The sequence below is a fragment of the uncultured Draconibacterium sp. genome, from assembly GCF_913060805.1.
Taxonomy (GTDB): Bacteria; Bacteroidota; Bacteroidia; order Bacteroidales; family Prolixibacteraceae; genus Draconibacterium.
On sequence record NZ_CAJXTC010000053.1, the window covers coordinates 13,272 to 30,113 of the forward strand.

Annotated in this window: 17 protein-coding genes; 3 read left to right on the plus strand and 14 right to left on the minus strand. The window is 41.5% G+C overall.

Annotated elements, in window-relative coordinates; genetic code table 11:
• The first annotated feature begins 3 nt into the window (after positions 1-3).
• Positions 4-1,137 carry an ADP-forming succinate--CoA ligase subunit beta gene (gene sucC, locus QZ576_RS20980; protein ID WP_297101124.1) on the plus strand — a complete coding sequence of 378 codons (1,134 nt, stop codon included), beginning with the start codon at positions 4-6 and terminating at the stop codon, positions 1,135-1,137.
• Between the two features lie 31 nt (positions 1,138-1,168).
• Complete coding sequence (gene sucD, locus QZ576_RS20985) at positions 1,169-2,041, plus strand: succinate--CoA ligase subunit alpha (RefSeq protein ID WP_297101128.1); 873 nt, start codon at positions 1,169-1,171, stop codon at positions 2,039-2,041.
• Between the two features lie 52 nt (positions 2,042-2,093).
• Here the strand turns inward: sucD and arsC are convergent, their stop codons facing one another.
• The 11 genes from arsC to QZ576_RS21040 all read right to left on the minus strand — a co-directional run bounded on the left by arsC (position 2,094) and on the right by QZ576_RS21040 (position 12,531).
• Positions 2,094-2,432, minus strand: a complete 339-nt coding sequence (arsC, locus tag QZ576_RS20990; RefSeq protein ID WP_297101130.1) for an arsenate reductase (glutaredoxin) — start codon at positions 2,430-2,432, stop codon at positions 2,094-2,096.
• Positions 2,433-2,482: 50 nt separating this feature from the next.
• A complete protein-coding gene (gene ppk1 / locus QZ576_RS20995) occupies positions 2,483-4,546 on the minus strand; it encodes a polyphosphate kinase 1 (protein WP_297101132.1) in 2,064 nt (687 codons plus the stop codon).
• Between the two features lie 99 nt (positions 4,547-4,645).
• A protein-coding gene (prfB, locus tag QZ576_RS21000) for a peptide chain release factor 2 (protein WP_297101135.1) occupies positions 4,646-5,735 on the minus strand; the annotation gives its coding sequence in 2 pieces (ribosomal slippage) (positions 4,646-5,671 and positions 5,673-5,735; 1,089 coding nt in all).
• 97 nt (positions 5,736-5,832) lie between these two features.
• The gene (locus QZ576_RS21005) at positions 5,833-6,231 is read right to left on the minus strand and encodes a hypothetical protein (RefSeq protein WP_297101138.1); all 399 of its coding nucleotides are present in this window, start codon (positions 6,229-6,231) and stop codon (positions 5,833-5,835) included.
• Between the two features lie 84 nt (positions 6,232-6,315).
• Positions 6,316-6,786 (minus strand): regulatory protein RecX, encoded by a 471-nt coding sequence (locus tag QZ576_RS21010; protein WP_297101140.1) that lies wholly within the window; start codon positions 6,784-6,786, stop codon positions 6,316-6,318.
• A gap of 136 nt (positions 6,787-6,922) precedes the next feature.
• Positions 6,923-7,645, minus strand: a complete 723-nt coding sequence (locus QZ576_RS21015) for an ABC transporter ATP-binding protein (RefSeq protein ID WP_297101143.1) — start codon at positions 7,643-7,645, stop codon at positions 6,923-6,925.
• 48 nt (positions 7,646-7,693) lie between these two features.
• Positions 7,694-9,160, minus strand: coding sequence for a DUF5687 family protein (locus QZ576_RS21020; protein WP_297101146.1), 1,467 nt, complete (start codon positions 9,158-9,160; stop codon positions 7,694-7,696).
• 64 nt (positions 9,161-9,224) lie between these two features.
• Positions 9,225-9,929: a hypothetical protein gene (locus tag QZ576_RS21025; protein ID WP_297101149.1), complete on the minus strand. Its 705-nt coding sequence runs from the start codon at positions 9,927-9,929 to the stop codon at positions 9,225-9,227.
• Positions 9,930-9,936: 7 nt separating this feature from the next.
• Entirely contained in the window at positions 9,937-10,650 is a 714-nt protein-coding gene (locus tag QZ576_RS21030; RefSeq protein ID WP_297101151.1) for a hypothetical protein, read from the minus strand.
• Positions 10,651-10,983 carry a PadR family transcriptional regulator gene (locus QZ576_RS21035; RefSeq protein WP_297101154.1) on the minus strand — a complete coding sequence of 111 codons (333 nt, stop codon included), beginning with the start codon at positions 10,981-10,983 and terminating at the stop codon, positions 10,651-10,653.
• A 108-nt stretch (positions 10,984-11,091) separates the two neighbouring features.
• Complete coding sequence (locus QZ576_RS21040; RefSeq protein ID WP_297101157.1) at positions 11,092-12,531, minus strand: lamin tail domain-containing protein; 1,440 nt, start codon at positions 12,529-12,531, stop codon at positions 11,092-11,094.
• An 84-nt stretch (positions 12,532-12,615) separates the two neighbouring features.
• Here QZ576_RS21040 and QZ576_RS21045 point away from each other — a divergent pair, with 84 nt between their 5' ends.
• Positions 12,616-13,623 carry an aspartate-semialdehyde dehydrogenase gene (locus tag QZ576_RS21045; protein WP_297101160.1) on the plus strand — a complete coding sequence of 336 codons (1,008 nt, stop codon included), beginning with the start codon at positions 12,616-12,618 and terminating at the stop codon, positions 13,621-13,623.
• A 168-nt stretch (positions 13,624-13,791) separates the two neighbouring features.
• Here the strand turns inward: QZ576_RS21045 and serS are convergent, their stop codons facing one another.
• From serS to QZ576_RS21060, 3 genes are all read right to left on the minus strand, one after another.
• On the minus strand, positions 13,792-15,066 hold the full coding sequence (gene serS / locus QZ576_RS21050; protein WP_297101163.1) for a serine--tRNA ligase: 1,275 nt from the start codon (positions 15,064-15,066) through the stop codon (positions 13,792-13,794).
• Positions 15,067-15,196: 130 nt separating this feature from the next.
• Positions 15,197-15,817 carry a MarC family protein gene (locus tag QZ576_RS21055; protein WP_297101167.1) on the minus strand — a complete coding sequence of 207 codons (621 nt, stop codon included), beginning with the start codon at positions 15,815-15,817 and terminating at the stop codon, positions 15,197-15,199.
• Between the two features lie 742 nt (positions 15,818-16,559).
• Positions 16,560-16,842: helix-hairpin-helix domain-containing protein (locus QZ576_RS21060; protein ID WP_297101171.1), on the minus strand; the 283-nt coding region annotated here is incomplete at its 5' end.

Consider the following 16,842-nt stretch of genomic DNA (forward strand, 5'->3'; position numbering starts at 1 on the left):
CACATGAAAATTCACGAATATCAAGCCCGAAATTTATTCAGGAAGTACGGGATTCCTGTGCCGGAAGGTGTTGTGTGCCATACGGTTGATGAAGTAAAACAAAACGTGTCGGACAAAGACAAGCTGCGTGTTGTAAAAGCGCAGGTACATGTTGGCGGACGCGGAAAAGCCGGCGGTGTAAAATTGGCACATACCAAAGCCGAAGCCGTTGAAAAAGCCGAAGAAATACTTGGCATGGACATTAAAGGTATATGCGTTGAAAAAGTATTGGTTGCCGATGCAGTAGACATTGAAAAGGAGTTTTACGTTGGTTTGATCAACGATAGAAACACCAAGTCGGTAACGTTGATGGCCAGTGCCGAAGGTGGCGTTGAAATTGAAGAAGTAGCAAAAGTTTCGCCGGAGAAAATCATTAAAATGGCTATCGATCCGTCGATGGGATTGATGCCCTGGCAAGCGCGTAAAATTGCCATTCAGTTGTTCGGGGATCCAAAAGAGATCAGACAGTGTGCCAACATTTTGGTAAAACTTTACCAGCTTTATGTTGATACTGACTCGTCGTTGGCAGAGATCAACCCACTCGTTCTTACACCGGACAAACAAGTTTTGGCAATCGATGGTAAAATGAATTTTGACGACAATGCTTTGTATCGTCAGAAGGAAATCCTGAACATGCGCGAGGCCGATAAAGATGAATTGAAAGAGATTGAAGCGAATGCAAAAGGGCTTTCGTACATTAAACTCGATGGAAATATCGGTTGTATGGTAAATGGTGCCGGTTTGGCAATGGCTACCATGGACATGATTAAATTGTATGGCGGCGAACCTGCCAACTTCCTTGATATTGGTGGTTCATCGAATCCGCAAAAAGTGGTGGATGCCATGAATATTTTGCTGGGCGACCAGAATGTAAAATCAGTAATGATCAACATTTTTGGAGGTATTACCCGTTGCGACGATGTAGCTCGTGGTTTGGTTACAGCGCTCGATCAGATTAAAACTGATGTGCCTATTGTAATTCGTTTGTCGGGAACCAACGCCAAAGAAGGTTTGGAGATCATTCAGCAAACAGGATTGCCGGTTGTTGAAACCATGCGCGAAGCGGCTCAGACAGCAATTGAGTTAAGTAAGAAGTAAGGCAAAAGTTTAAAGTAAAAAGTCAAAAGTAATGAGCATTCTTATAAATAAAGATACAAAAGTAATAGTACAGGGAATTACCGGTCGCGACGGAGCTTTTCATACCTCGAAAATGAAAGCATACGGAACCAATGTTGTTGGTGGAACTTCGCCCGGTAAAGCCGGACAGGAAGTTGAAGGCGTTCCGGTTTTTAATAGTGTTGAAGATGCCGTTAAAGCAACAGGTGCCAATGCATCGGTAATTTTTGTGCCGGCGGCTTTTGCTGCCGACGCCATTATGGAAGCCAGCTACGCAGGTATTGAATTGGTGGTTTGTATTACCGAACATGTTCCGGTTCAGGACATGATTAAAGTAACTCCGGTTTTAAAGAAACACGGTACAAAACTGATCGGTGCCAACTGCCCGGGATTAATTACTCCCGACGAGTGTTTGATCGGTATTTTGCCGGCAATGATCTTTAAAAAAGGAAATGTTGGTTTGATCTCGCGTTCGGGAACATTGACCTACGAAGTTGTAAATATGTTGACCGAAAACGGATTGGGCCAAACTACTTGCGTAGGAATTGGTGGCGATGCCGTTTCTGGTTTGTATTTTATCGATTTGTTGGAGATGTACGAAAACGATCCGGCAACCGAAGCTGTTGTTTTAATTGGTGAAATTGGTGGTGATGCAGAAGAGCAGGCTGCCCGTTTTATCAAAGAGAAAATGACCAAGCCGGTAGTTGCGTTTATTGCCGGTCAATCAGCGCCTCCCGGAAAACGTATGGGACATGCCGGTGCAATTATTTCGAGTGGATCAGGAACTGCAGAAGAAAAAATCAAAGCTTTTAAAGCTGCAGATGTTCCGGTGGCAAAAGAACCACGTGAAATTCCAGGATTGGTAAAAGAAAAGTTAGGATTGTAATTGTCCTTTCAGATAAAAACAAAGCCGGTAAAGTTTTACCGGCTTTGTTTTTTTATAGAATTTCGTCAATATTTTCAGGAGGATTTCCCAGAACAGCTTTATCGCCATTCACCACGATTGGTCGGTGTAAAAGTTTCGGATTTTCAACCAATACTTTTATCCATTCTTCGTCGCTCAATACTTTTCCTTTGTATTGATCTTTGTAGTCTTGTTCGTGCTGACGGACAAAATCAAAAGGTTTTTTGCCGGTTTTGGCGATGATCTCCGAAAGTTCTTTTTCGCTTAAACCGTCGGTCAGGTATTTTACAACTTCAAAATTACACCCTTTGTCTTCGAGGTACTGCAGCCCTTTGCGGCTTTTCGAGCAGCGTGGATTGTGATATATCTTCATTTTAAATCTTTTTAGTTGAAAGACACAAAAACCGTGAAATGGTTCAACAATTATTTCTTCGTAACCGATTTTATATAGTTGTAATAGTCTTCCTGTGCACGGTACTTTTTCGTCGTATTCTTTTTTGAATATTTATTCGACAATTCAGGATCGAGAATTCGGGCTTTCGAGTTATCCTGCAACTGGATCTCCAGCATTTTCTTTAGCTCTGTTTTAATATTTTCGTCGTAAATCGGGCAGGCCACTTCAATGCGCCGGTTTAAATTTCGGGGCATCCAGTCGGCCGACGAAATATACATTTTCTCTTCTCCGCCCGCACCAAACAGGAATATGCGCGAATGTTCCAGGTATTTATCCACTATACTGATTGCTGTAATATTTTCACTAAATCCGTTCAGGCCAACCTGCAGCCCGAAAATACCACGAACAATAAGTTTCACTTTCACTCCTGCCTGAGCTGCTTTGTACACCTTTTTCATCATTTTCGGGTCGATGAGGCTGTTCATCTTCAATGTCATCCAGGCCGGTTTGCCCTGTTTGGCCAGCGAAATCTCGTTCTCAATATTTTCTTCCCATGTTTGGCGCATGGTAAACGGGCTTACAACCAGGTGTTTGTAATCGTGGCGAAGGAAATTCTGTTTAAAGAAATCGAACAGTTTTTCCACTTCGTTAGCCAGTCTCGGGTCGGTAGTCAGCAAACCGTCGTCGGCGTAAACGCGGGCTGTTCCTTCGTGAAAGTTACCGGTTCCGATGTAGGCATAATTGCGCATCATGTCATCTTCCTCGCGGTGTACCCACGCCAGTTTACTGTGCACTTTCATTCCCGGAATTCCGTTGATAACGGTAGCTCCTTCTTCCTGCAATTTGTTCGACCAGAAAATGTTTGCCTCTTCATCAAAACGTGCCTGCAACTCGATAATCACTGTTACCTTTTTGCCGTTTCTTACCGCATTTAAAAGTGCGTTTACCACTTTCGATGCCGAAGCCACACGGTAAATCGTCAATCCAATTTCCTTTACCTGCGGATCGATTGCCGCTTCGCGTAAAAAGTCGATAAAGTGATTAAACGTTTGATACGGGTAATGCAACATGATGTCTTTCTCGCGCATCATTTTCATAATACTCGTAAACGGCGGTAAATCCTTATGCCGGAACGGCGGCAGCTTGGTGTAATAATGTTTCTTTTTCCCTATGTCAGGGAAATTCATAAAGTCTTTGTGGTTGTGATATCTGCCACCCGGAATGGCATCGCTGCCTTCTGCCAGTTTCATCTTTTTCAGCAGAAACTTTAGCAAGTCTTTTGGCATATCGCGGTCGTAGATCAACCGCACCGGTTTTCCTTTTTTACGCTTTTTCAGGCTGTGGCTCATTTTCTCCACAAAACTTTTCGAGATGTCATCATCCAAATCGAGTTCGGCATCGCGGGTAATTTTTATGGTGTAAGCGCCATACATGTCGTAATCGAAGTAGAAGAAAATATCGGCCATGCAGAAACGAATAATGTCGTCGAGGTAAAGTACATATTGTTTTCCATCCTCTTCAGGAAGTACCAAAAAACGCGGCACCGAGCGGCCCGGAATCCGGATCAATGAATAAGCCAAATCTTCCGGATCCTCTTTTTTCCAGAGTTTAACAGCCAGGTAAACCGAGCGATCGCGCAAATAAGGAAACTTATTCTTTTTGCTCAGCATAATTGGCACCAGGTTGGGCAGTACTTTTTCGTAAAAGTAATTGCGCACAAACTTGCCTTGCTTTTCTGTCAGGTCATTCTCGTCGATGATGGAAATATTGTTCTCTTCCAGCTCGGTAAGAATGTTGGCATAAATATCCTGAACCTTATTTTGTTGCTCAATAACAATATCCTGAATTTTGGTGTGCAACTCGTCAGGCGTCATGTCGCCCAAAAGGTTTTCTTCATCGCGGCCAAGGTCTACCATACGACGTACGGCGGCAACACGCACCCTGAAAAATTCGTCGAGGTTATTCGAGAAAATTCCGATAAAACGAATTCGTTCGAAAAGTGGAGTTTCCGGATCCTGAGCTTCCTGAAGCACTCTTTCGTTAAACGATAACCAACTAATTTCGCGGTTTATGAACTTTTCTTTTGAGTACATTTTTAATGAAGAATTGAACGGTTATTAAATTACGAGATGACTTCTACAAGATGTAAAAAGCCGGCGAAAAAAGCAAGAATAAAGCGGGTTTTCAGCGTTTTATTGCCCGCCAAATTCCATTAAATATGCTTTGATAAATCCGTCAAGTTCTCCATCGAGTACTGCATTAACATTCCCCGATTCAAAATTGGTGCGTAAATCCTTAACCATTTTGTAGGGTTGCAGCACATACGAGCGGATTTGCGAGCCCCATTCAATCTTCTTTTTTGCCGATTCGATCTCGGCAGTTTTTTCATGGCGTTTGCGCAGTTCCATTTCGTAAAGCTGCGATTTTAACAGCCTCAGTGCATTTTCTTTATTACCCAGCTGCGAGCGGCTCTCCGTATTTTCAATAGTAATTCCGGTTGGTGCGTGTCGCAACCGAACGCCGGTTTCCACCTTGTTTACGTTCTGTCCGCCGGCGCCTCCACTTCTGAAAGTGTCCCAGGTAATATCTGCCGGGTTGATCTCAATTTCGATGGAGTCGTCAACCAACGGTGCCACATAAACCGATGTGAACGAAGTCATTCGTTTATTTTGCGCATTAAATGGCGACAAGCGCACCAGGCGGTGCACGCCGTTTTCGCTTTTCAGATAACCGTAGGCAAATTCGCCTTCAATTTCGATGGTGCAGCTTTTTACTCCCACTTCGTCGCCGGCTTGCATATCGGCCACTTTCATTTTGTAGCCTTGCTTTTCAATCCAGCGCGTGTACATACGAAAAAGCATGTCGGCCCAATCGTTACTTTCAGTACCACCGGCACCTGCGTTTATGCGTAACACAGCTCCCAGTCGGTCTTCTTCGTTACGAAGCATATTTTGTGTTTCCAGTTCTTCAATCAGCGTACGCGTTTCGGCAAACGCCTGGTCAACTTCTTCTTCGCTGGCCTCTTCCAGCTCGAAAAATTCGTATAACACAAGAAAATCTTCGGTGGCTTCGTGTACTTTTTTAAAACCGTCGGTCCACACTTTTATGGTGCGGATCTTTTTCATTTGGGCTTCGGCTTCTTTGGGATTATTCCAGAATTCAGGATCCTGGGTTTTTAATTCTTCTTCTTCCTGTTCAATTAATTTAGCATCGTAGTCAAAGATGCCTCCTCAGCGCATCCCGGCGCTCAACAAGGTCTTTTACCTGTTCCTTTAAAATCATTTAATTGTATATTTTTAATTGGATGCCAAAGTTAGCAAGATTTTTTGGGGAGTAATGTTGAAAAAGAATGATTTGGTATTTAATTCTGAGATGCAGTTTATTCCATCCTTTCGTATTGACTGGTGAATCCGTCGTAAAATTCATCGGCCAGGATAAGATCGCCTGAAGCCGTGAAGGAAAACGATCGTCTCATGTAGCCATCGCATTCAATCATATCGGTAATTTCGTGGTCGTATATAGACTCGGCTTGAATAATGCTGAATTCACAATTTATGACCAATGAATCGTTACGAAATAGTTTGTAAACCGAGTCGGAAGTGAATTCCAGAATTATAGTATCTCCGGTAATTTCGGGCGTGTAAGTTGTTCCTGCAATACCGCCTGTGCTGCTTATCCAGTTCCACTTTCCAACCAAATCTTTTGGAGGAATGATTTCATCGCTACACGATGTTAGCACTAAAATACATGTTATGGCCAGCAGGAAAAACCTCTTCATAATTCGTTGTGTTTTTCCATTAAGATGCGGTGACTGGCTTTTTGGTTGCGTGATTGTTGAAATTGTCTGCCAACGGAAACGATCTTAATCCAGTACTTCATTCATATACCGATGAATCAGTTCTGGCTCAAAACCACGTCCCTGCGTGTAGCGGATTATTTGCCCCATTTTCGTGAATTTATCTTTCTTTTTAATGGTTTTGGCTTTGTCTTTCATGGTTTTTACCAGCACTTTTACGTATTTCTCGTCATCGATTTTTGCAAGGCCTTTTTCAATGGTGGCATCCGAAAGTCCTTTTTGGCGCAGGTAATGGCGCATTTTTACACGACCCCATTTGTTGAACCTGAATTTGTCGTTCACATAGGCTTTGGCATAACGTTCGTCGTCGATATATTTTTCCTCGATCAGTTTTTCAATGATCTCATCTACAATTTCATCTACAATTTCGTAGGTCAGAATTTTTTTGCGGATGTCTGCAGAGCATTGCTCCGAACGGCTGCAGAGTTGTGCCATTTTAGAAAAAGCCTGTTGTGCTTGTTGTTCTTGATTTTCCATGCGCTCAAAACAATTTTTAAAGGAAAATAAAAATAGTGAAAAATCTAACTTAATCCTATTCTACTATTGCACAGCATATAATAATGGTGAGTGGGGGTATTTTCGAGTATTGTGTCATTTCAAAAATGACACAACACTAGTCAGCCATCGATTCTTCTTTACGCACTCCGGTAAAGAATTCTTCCAGATCGGCCAGTGTCGATTCTGTTTTTTCCACATCGCGAACCACTTCACCTTTGTCGAGAATAACAATGCGCGAACAAACATCGGCAACATGGTCGAGGTCGTGGCTGGAAATCAACAGAGTCTTTTCCTTTTGTTTCGAAAATTCTTTAATGATATTTCGCAATTGGTATTGCGATGATGGGTCGAGGTTGGCAAATGGTTCGTCTAAAACAATTACTTCAGGATTTCCGAGTAAGGCACCAACAACACCAACTTTTTTCTGGTTTCCTTTCGACAGGTCGCGGATAAATTTCTTTTTACCCAAAATTTCATCTTTAAAAAAGTCGGTGTAATCTTCCAAAAAGTTGGAAACGTCTTTTGCATTCATGCCACGCAACTCGCCAATAAACTCGAAATATTCATCAGGGGTGAGGTAGCCAATTGTAAAACTTTCGTCGATGTAGGCAGCTACCAGCTCTTTCCATTCTTCAGTTTTCGAAACCTGTATTCCGTTAATTATTACTTCGCCTTTACTGGCCCGAATCAGGTCGAGCACCAACGAAAAGAAAGTTGTTTTTCCGGCACCGTTATTTCCAACAAGACCAAATACTTCGCCTTTGGCGATGGTTAAATCTTCGAGATTCAGAACAGTTGTTCCGTTGTATATTTTTTGTAAGTCTTTTACTTGTATCATGATGTTTTATTTATTTCTGTTGATGAATGTTTTAAATGTTTACTCTTCCTAGGTTGATTTGTAGTTGTAAATCATTTTATGTTTACGCTTCAAATATTGCCCGGTAAAATAGTCGATTAATCTTGGGTGAAGGATGATTCCGATCAAACCTAAAGAACCAAAAACGACATAAGCAGCGATATTTCCGAAAGCCCACGACAGCAAACCGAAGAGTGCCACCGGACCAAAAATAACAGGGAAACTCATCAGCCACTGCGTGGCACCAACACCCTGGTAGTTAAATGCAGCTCGCTGGTTCAGTTCAATTGCTTTTTTACTGTTGAGCCCGAGTGCAAAAATGACCCACGAGTTAACTCCAACATTGTAAAGCATTACCACCAAATGAATATACAGCACCTTCGGAGTAATATACATATAACCCAACGAAAGAAGGTAGTAAACAACGTTGGTTACAGCCATCAGAAAAAAGGCCGATTGAATGACTTGTTTCATGCGTACGTTTTGTGCCATTAGCAGGGGGTAATATTTGCCGTGCCAGGCGGGGAAAAACTGTCCGTACATCATGCTGAAAACACCAGTCATAAACATGCCTCCTAAAACGAGAATGAACTCCGGTACCTCTTCTCCGCCATTGGTTTTGTAAATAAGAAGCCCGTAAAAAAGGAACAGCACCGACATCATGGCCGTGTTTTTCGGGCGTTTGTTGCGCATGATCATTTTTACCTCGAGTGATAACATTTTTCCATAGTCGCCAACGTTGTTCAACCACGAGAAATCGTGTGTAGATCCTTGTTTTTTCTTTTTGCTGAGTTCGTCGAGATAAAAACGACTGTTGATATACGATTGGTTTAAAAAGTACAAAGCAACAATTGCTATTGGGAAGATTACTGCAGCGTATGGATTTGCCACAACAAAATCGAAGAGTTTTCCAAAGCCACCGGTCAGGTCGACGATATTAAAATAGTCGATGGCTGTTAAACCTGCGGCCAATCCCAGAAAACTGTAAAAAAGGACGTCTGATTCGTTGGTTCGCCATTTAATGTACAGCGCCAGAAAGTGGTTTACAAAGATCATAAAAAACAGCGCTGCCAGCCAGGCCCAAAAAACGGGAGGTGCCAATGTTGGTGCCGCAATGCGGATAACAAAAGGCAGCCCAAGTATTAATGGCAAAACATTAAAAAAATGGAGCAACGATTTGTTGAGCATGTAGCGCGCAATTCGTTTACGTTTTACCGGCAACAATAAAAAGGGCTGAAATCCAAAGGTAGGCAGGTTCTGGATCATAATTCGCAGAACGAGCTCGTAACCGAAATAAATCAATAGCATTGAATTAAAAGCCTGCACCGGGTTTTCAAGATCTTTTAGATTTTCGGTAAGCTGGAAGCCCATAAAAAATGCCACCAGTGAAAAATAAATGGCAAAAAAGATAAGAATACCTTTGGTGGCCATGTTTTTGTTTTTCGATGCCGAACGGAGAAATTCACGCCAGGCAAAGTAGAAGAAGTTTCGTTTCATTTTAAATTGAGTGGTTATTGTTTTTTGTTTTTCTTATTAGTTGGTCAGTCGTACTTTGAAAAAGTTACAAAGCAAACTCTGCAAATTGTTCTAAAAAGTGTTCTTTTATCTTTTTTGGCAGGTAGAAGAACTGCCCATAAAGCAAAACTGAAAAGGCTACCATAAAAAATGAAAGCCCGATGAGAATCCAATTGTTTTCAATAGATGTAGTTTCTGCACTATTAAAAGCATGGAAGGTTAAGTTGGGTAGTTGAATAATAACCAGATAAATGGATGTAAATCGTTCTAATTGCTCAACAAGTAAAAACGTTTTCCCCGGAATGACCTTTAATTTAGATTTTTTGTAAATCAGGAAATGATACAAAATGATACTAATACAAACGAATAATACAAAACTGGCCACAATCCATAGTGCGTGCCCGATGAATTGAAACAGCAAAAACAAACCAAGTGTGCATACGAAAGTTGTAAGAACTTTTGGCCAGCGGTAATATTCCAAAATAAAGTTCCACAGCATTCGGTTGTACTTTCGCCTAAGCTCTTTCTCTTTTTGATCTTTTATTTTGCTGAAACCATAAATGCCGAATTTTCTAAACGAGTTTTTTAATCCTTCGTCAAAACTCAGCTCCGGGTTTTGTTCCCATTGTTCTTCAATTGCCGATGCCAGATGGTCAACCAGCTCAATTTGTATATCGTAATGATGCACATAATGTTTTCGGCAAAACTGGAAAAGTTGTTCGGTTTCTTCTTGAGTTATTGTTCGGTTCATGGTTATTCTATTTTGCAAATTCGGGGAATTGTTGAATAAAGTGTTCTTTGATTTTTTGCGGGATGTAAAAAAAGTAGCCAAACAGTACAATAAGTGAACTTGTAATTAGCAATGCAATTGGAAACAAGACAAGGTTATTGTTTGGTAAGCTAATATCGAAAGATCTTAGCATCGTAAATATGAGGTACGAAACAGTTGGTAGATTGCATAAAATCATGGCAGACGATTGAACCTGTTTTAGCTGATTAAGTAGCATGAATGATGTTCCATTTCTGGTTTCTATACGGTTTTTTGCTTTGTGGCGCACATCGTAAATTACTGCTCCGGTACAAATTAATGCTGCGTAGAAAACGAATAGCCAGTGTATTTCGCTAATATTTTGAAGCAATAGAAGTGTACCAAAACTTAAAGCCAGTGTTAACAGCATTTTTGGCCAACGATAAAACTCCAAAAGATAGCTCCATAGAGTTCGGTGATACTTTCGGACAAGCTCTTTTTGTTTCTGTTCTTTTATTTGTTGAAACCCGCTTGGGCCAAACTTTTGAAGAGCCTTGTATAAAGCGTATTTAAATGGATCTTCCGGTTTTTCTTCCCAATGTTGTTCAATTAATGATGCCAGGTGATCCACCAATTCAATTTGCAAATCGTACTGCGAAACATCGTGGTTTTCGCAAACTTTAAAAAGATGGTCAGTTTCCTCTTGTGTAATGGTTCGGTTCATTTATGCCAGTTTTGGGTTAATCAGTACTTCCATGTTCGAAATGAAACTTTTCATTTCATTCAGCAGGTTGGCAGTTTCTTTTTTCCCTTTTTCGGTTATAAAATAGTACTTGCGGACCCGGTTATTTACTTTGGCCATTTCAACACTCAAAAGTCCTTTGGCTTCCAGTTTGTGCAGGGTGGGATAGAGTGCTCCTTCGGTAACTTTTAGCTGGCCGTTGGTAATTTTTTCCACCTCGCGGGTAATCTGGTAACCGTACATTTTGCCCTGCTCTTTTAACAGCGAAAGCACAATGGTTGAAAGACTGCCTTTGTACAATTTATTTTTTTGCATGAAGTAAAATTATGAAAAATCTAATACCTAAGCAAATTAGGTATGTAGTTCCTGGGGATATGCGGTTTTTAACCGCATTGTAAGCTGCGGTTGAAAACCGCAGATCCCTCATTCAAATCGGTCAGTTAAAACCACCCCGTCTTTAAAACGCTCCACAGTACCATTAGTATTAAAAACTTCAACCATTACAATGTAGGGACCGGTTGGCAGTTGGTTTCCTGCATCATCTTCGCCATTCCACGAGATTTGTTCGTGAGTTCCCAAAACTGCATTATCAGCGAGTTTGCAAAGGCGGCGTCCGGCTGAGTCAAATACCAGAATGTTGCAAATGTAACCAGGGCTTTCCATTGAAAGATCGATCGAATAATTGTCGTTATAACCATCGTTATTTGGCGAAAAAGCTTCCGGTTGAAAAGTCACTGATACTTTCTCCGCTTCCTCATTCATAAATTGTGAGTTCTGATAACCGGGAGTTCCATACCCCGATTGTGTGGAAGCCGAATGCCAGTTCGCAACATCGTTTGTTGGCTGCGAAAAAGAAATACGTTCGAGTGCAATTCCCTCACGATCGTAAAAAATGGGTGAATGCATTTTTTCGTTGTAGTAAAATTCGTCGACTATTTCCAGTTCGTTATTTAGCAAAACAACGTAATCTTCATCGTTATTAAACGACGGGAATTTTTCCATTTGTAAAAAACACTCCGGACACGAAATAGTAAACCACGGAAAAACACCATGTGTATCTTTGGTTAAGGCCAAATACTCGTTAGGAAGAAGTTTTTTTCGTTCGCTGGTGAGTGCATAAATCTGAGTCAGCTCCAAATCGTTGTCGCGTGAAGCCAGGTAAAGTTTGTTCAGCGGGATCTCCTTTTCCGAGTTATTATAAATCTCCACATAATCATCACCATCTGGAACCGGATTAAAAAGCACCTCGTTCAAAACAACATCGCCAGGCTCGATAATAACCGGATTTTTTTCTTCTCCCGAAACAATCACTTCATCCAAGATCACTTTGTTCGATGAATAATGGTTTTTTATATAAACCACGATTTGCAAATTATCGCCATTAATCCCGGTTTGCTCGGCAACGGTTTGTCCCCAGTTTCCGCGATTATCGCTGTTGGTTTGAAAAGCTTGTTGTTCGTCTTCATCCAGAATGAAAAATGCCTTCAGGTATTTCTGTTCTTGGTTAGTGCTACTGCCGGTTTCGTTGGCTTCCAGCTGAATCGTAATGTTTTTATAGTCAGATATATCGATGATTTCCGTTCGCCAAATTACTTCACCGTTAATATCGCGGCACTCAAAACGCCCGCCTGAAGTTGTAACTGTTTTAGCATAATCATCTTCGTTTTCGAGGGAAATTTCATCATAATCGAGTGTCCATTTTGTGATTCCTGAAAAGTCAGAAATAATGCTTGTTTCGTCGCTATTTCCCCAAACGCCTTTGTCGGGAACCGAAAAACTTTCGTGCCAGATTTCCTGTGCGCTTACCGGGTTGAAAAACAGGATGAAAGAGTATGTTAATAATTTTAGAAGATTGGGTTTCATAGCATTTACAATTAGAAGCAAAATACTAACTTTGACGCACATTTAGACAGAAAAAGACTTTAAATTTTTAAAAATCGAAGAAACATGAAAGTTGCAATTGTTGGAGTGAGCGGCGCTGTTGGACAGGAGTTCCTGAAAGTGCTTGCTGAAAGAGATTTTCCTATGGACGAGTTGGTAATTTTTGGTTCGGCAAGAAGTGCCGGCAAAACTTACGAATTTAAGGGTAAACAGCTTACAGTTAAAGAACTCAAACACGGCGACGACTTTAAAGATATTGATATTGCGTTGACTTCGGCAGGTGCCGGCGTTTCGAAAGAATATGCTGAAACCATTACGAAACACGGTGCGATTATGATCGACAACTCGAGCGCATTCCGCTACGTTGATGATGTGCCGCTGGTAGTGCCTGAGGTGAATGCTGAGGACTCGAAAAACCGTCCGCGCAATATTATTGCCAACCCAAACTGTTCAACTATTCAGATGGTGGTGGCGTTGAAACCGATCGAAGATCTATCGAAGATCAAACGTGTTCGCGTGGCAACTTACCAGGCAGCAAGTGGTGCCGGTGCACAGGGAATTGCTGAATTGGAAGAGCAAACCAAAGAAGTAGTTGAAGGAAAACCAGTTACCGTAAATAAATTCGCTCACCAGTTGGCGATGAATATCATCCCGCACATCGATGTATTCCTTGATAATGATTACACCAAGGAAGAGATGAAAATGAACTGGGAGACCAAAAAGATTATGCATACCGATGCAGAGGTTAGCGCAACTTGTGTGCGTATTCCGGTGGCACGTGCACACTCTGAAGCGATTTGGGTAGAGACAGAAAATCCATTAACTGCTGAGCAGGTAACAAAAGCTTTTGAGGCATTTGAAGGTTTGACAGTGATTGATAATCCGGCGAAAAACGAATATCCAATGCCGTTATTCGTAAGCGGAAAAGACGATGTTTATGTTGGTCGTATCCGCCAGGATGTTACTGACCCGAACAGCATTACTTTCTGGTGTGTTGGCGATCAGATTAAAAAGGGAGCGGCGCTAAACGCTGTTCAAATTGCTGAGTGGCTGGTAGCTAACGGCGAAGTTTAATTATTAAGTGATAAAAAATAAGAGTACGTTGGTACTCACCATAAAAAAGCCCGGAAGATTTATTTCTTCCGGGCTTTTTATTTTTCGTCATGCTGAACTTGTTTCAGCATCTTGTTACAGTAGACCCTGAAACAAGTTCAGGGTGACGTTTTGTTCTATCTAAATCTTTTAATTGATAATATCAAAACCAGTGAACGGAACCAGTACCTCAGGAATTTTAATGCCTTCAGGAGTTTGGTTGTTTTCGAGCAGTGCCGCAACAATACGTGGCAATGCCAGTGCACTTCCGTTAAGGGTGTGTGCAATTTGTGGCTTTTTCACACCTTCTTCGCGGAAACGTAATTTCAGGCGGTTGGCCTGGAACGATTCGAAGTTAGAAACCGAACTTACTTCCAGCCATTTTTCCTGTGCTGCCGAGAACACTTCGAAGTCGAAAGTTAATGCTGATGTGAAACTGATATCGCCACCACACAAACGAAGTACGCGGTAAGGTAAACCCAATTTAGCCACCAAACCTTCAACGTGTGCTACCATTCCATCCAAAATCTCATACGATTTTTCAGGATGTGCAATTTGTACAATCTCAACTTTGTCGAACTGATGCAGGCGGTTCAAACCACGAACATCTTTACCATACGAACCGGCTTCGCGACGGAAACAGGCACTGTACGCTGTGTTTTTGTAAGGCAGATCTTTGGCATCCAAAATTACATCGCGGTAAATGTTGGTTACCGGAACTTCTGCTGTTGGAATCAGGTACAAATTGTCCTCGGTAATGTGATACATCTGGCCTTCTTTGTCAGGTAGCTGACCGGTTCCAAAACCCGATGCTTCATTAACGGCCAACGGTGGTTGAATTTCTTCGTAACCCGCTTTTGAAGCTTCGGCTAAAAAGAAATTGATAAGCGCACGCTGCAATTGTGCTCCTTTTCCACGGTAAACAGGAAATCCTGCGCCGGTAAGTTTTACGCCCAATTCAAAATCAATCAGGTTGTATTTGGCTGCCAGTTCCCAGTGTGGCAGGGCTTTTTCATCCATTGCCGGGATTTCGCCAACTTGTTTAATTACCTCGTTGTCTTCCTCGCCTTTTCCGGCAGGAACCGATTCGTGAGGCAAGTTAGGCAGTTGAACCTGCAAATCGTAAACCTTTTCTTCGATGGCTGCAAAATCAGCATCAAAGTTTTTAATGTTTTCTTTTATCTCGGCAGTACGTTCTTTTGCAGCGTTGGCTTCTTCGTGTTTTCCTTCGCGGAACAGCAATCCAATTTCTTTCGAAATTTTATTCATTTCAGCTTTTGCCGAATCAGCTTCGCCTTGCAGTTTATTTTTCTGCGCGTAAAGATCTATGATGTTTGAAACAATTTCCGAAGCATCGAAATTCTTGCGTTTTAGTTTTTCTACTACTAACTCCGGATTGTCTTGAATAAATTTTAAATTGAGCATAGCTTTCTGTTTTTTATGCAGCGCAAATGTAATAGGAAAAGTTTAAAGTTCAGCGATTAAAGTTCAGCGATTAAAGCACCATGTTTAAAGTTTAAAGAAAAGTTGAGAGTAATGGAATTTCAGCTAGAACTTATTTTAATCCGAAGGCCAGTTTTATCCCTTCAACTACCATTCCGGTTCCCATAATTGCAAGAATCAGTCCCATTAATTTTCCGATGACGGTTATGAGGTGGGTGCCAATTTTTTTTACGATGTAGTCGCTCAGCGAAAATGCCAGGTAGGTGAGGAAGGCCATTAAGCCAAAAATAGCAATTACAATGGCGATGTGCAGGTAGTTGGCATCGGTAACGTGGTTCATGGCGGTTACAATTGTGCCCGGGCCGGCAAGAATTGGAATAGCCAGTGGAGAAATGGCAATGCTGTCGCTGCCGACAACCTCTTTCGAACTGTGAATTTTGGATTTCTGCGAAAGAAGCATTTCAAAACCCACATAAAAGATCAGAATTCCGCCGGTAATTTTAAAGGCGGGAATAGTGATGCCAAACAATTCAAAAATATATTTCCCCAGAATTACAAAACTGGCTACAATTATAAAAGCGGTTATGGTTGCCTGTTTGGCAATTACTTTTTTCTCTTTTTGATCTTGACCTTCGGCGAGACCCAAAAATATTGGTGTATTTGCAATGGGATTCATTATTGCGAAAAAGCCGGTAAAAACGGACAGCGAAAATGTAAGTAGGTTTTGATCCATCGCTTCTTTTTTAGTGATACTCAAATATACGAATTCGAAATTTGTTGTTCTGATATCACAAAAAACTTAGATGGTATTAAAAAGTGCTAAGCGTTTGATGAAGGAGGTTAACTGACAAAGAGAAGACTTTGGATCATCTGTAAAATCTAATGGATTAAAATTTTAAGTTTTTGCCTGCCGGCGGCCTTCATCTTTGCCTTGAAGCAAAGACGAAGCAGAAAGTTCAAGGCTGCTTTTGAGCCTTTCCCTACGTTTTCATAAAACCTAAGTTCGGACGGGTGATCTCCTCGCTCGCTCGGAGCTTCCCGCTCTCTCTATGGTTTTATTTCAACTCCGGGAAAAGCCCAAAAGAGGCCGTCCACTGATGTAACGTCAGCTGCATCGGAGCCTGGCCTCGGCCGGTGAGCCGGAAAACAAGTGGTGACGGCGTTAAAAAATTACTGTTGTTTGAGGAGGAACGACGAGTTTCAGGAATTTTAGACGACGCTGCGTAGTTTTTCCGAGTGAAGTGGTCGCAGCCTTGACTTTTGTGTTTACTATTTGTGTTAAGACAAATAGTAAAATTGGCCCGATAGGGCAAAAGCCCGTTTTTTTGCTTGGTAGTTTTATTTATTTGTCCATCCAAAATTTCATGAGATTCAAAATATCTTTAAAGGTGGACATAAAAAAACTCCTGCCGTTACCGACAGGAGTTTCGTATTTCCTTTGAGGGAGGTTAAACCCTCTGGTTTATCAAATATTATTAAGCTAAACCTTTAGCTTCTTCAATCCAAGGTTGTGGATCTTTAGAAGCGTAGCGGCTTCCTGCTGCTTCAAGAACTTTCTGAATTGCTTCAACAGATGCTGCAGCAACTTCAGCGTAAGTTGTAAAACCACCTTCAACTAATACTTCAGCTAATTTTGGTCCTACACCAGTTAATTTAGTAAGATCGTCGCCTTCAGCTGCTGCTTTTGCTTCAGCTTTAGGAGCTTCTTCTTTTACTTCTTCAACAACCGGAGCAGCTTCTTTTTTAGGAGCAGCTTTT

Excerpts from the sequence above, each read along its gene's own strand:
- sucC (WP_297101124.1), top strand. The coding sequence starts at position 4 with ATGAAAATTCACGAATATCAAGCCCGAAATTTATTCAGGAAGTACGGG.
- sucD (WP_297101128.1), top strand. The coding sequence starts at position 1,169 with ATGAGCATTCTTATAAATAAAGATACAAAAGTAATAGTACAGGGAATT.
- QZ576_RS21025 (WP_297101149.1), bottom strand. The coding sequence starts at position 9,929 with ATGAACCGAACAATAACTCAAGAAGAAACCGAACAACTTTTCCAGTTT.
- QZ576_RS21005 (WP_297101138.1), bottom strand. The coding sequence starts at position 6,231 with ATGAAGAGGTTTTTCCTGCTGGCCATAACATGTATTTTAGTGCTAACA.
- QZ576_RS21055 (WP_297101167.1), bottom strand. The coding sequence starts at position 15,817 with ATGGATCAAAACCTACTTACATTTTCGCTGTCCGTTTTTACCGGCTTT.
- arsC (WP_297101130.1), bottom strand. The coding sequence starts at position 2,432 with ATGAAGATATATCACAATCCACGCTGCTCGAAAAGCCGCAAAGGGCTG.
- QZ576_RS21030 (WP_297101151.1), bottom strand. The coding sequence starts at position 10,650 with ATGAACCGAACCATTACACAAGAGGAAACTGACCATCTTTTTAAAGTT.
- QZ576_RS21010 (WP_297101140.1), bottom strand. The coding sequence starts at position 6,786 with ATGGAAAATCAAGAACAACAAGCACAACAGGCTTTTTCTAAAATGGCA.
- serS (WP_297101163.1), bottom strand. The coding sequence starts at position 15,066 with ATGCTCAATTTAAAATTTATTCAAGACAATCCGGAGTTAGTAGTAGAA.
- QZ576_RS21015 (WP_297101143.1), bottom strand. The coding sequence starts at position 7,645 with ATGATACAAGTAAAAGACTTACAAAAAATATACAACGGAACAACTGTT.
- QZ576_RS21045 (WP_297101160.1), top strand. The coding sequence starts at position 12,616 with ATGAAAGTTGCAATTGTTGGAGTGAGCGGCGCTGTTGGACAGGAGTTC.
- ppk1 (WP_297101132.1), bottom strand. The coding sequence starts at position 4,546 with ATGTACTCAAAAGAAAAGTTCATAAACCGCGAAATTAGTTGGTTATCG.
- QZ576_RS21020 (WP_297101146.1), bottom strand. The coding sequence starts at position 9,160 with ATGAAACGAAACTTCTTCTACTTTGCCTGGCGTGAATTTCTCCGTTCG.
- QZ576_RS21040 (WP_297101157.1), bottom strand. The coding sequence starts at position 12,531 with ATGAAACCCAATCTTCTAAAATTATTAACATACTCTTTCATCCTGTTT.
- QZ576_RS21035 (WP_297101154.1), bottom strand. The coding sequence starts at position 10,983 with ATGCAAAAAAATAAATTGTACAAAGGCAGTCTTTCAACCATTGTGCTT.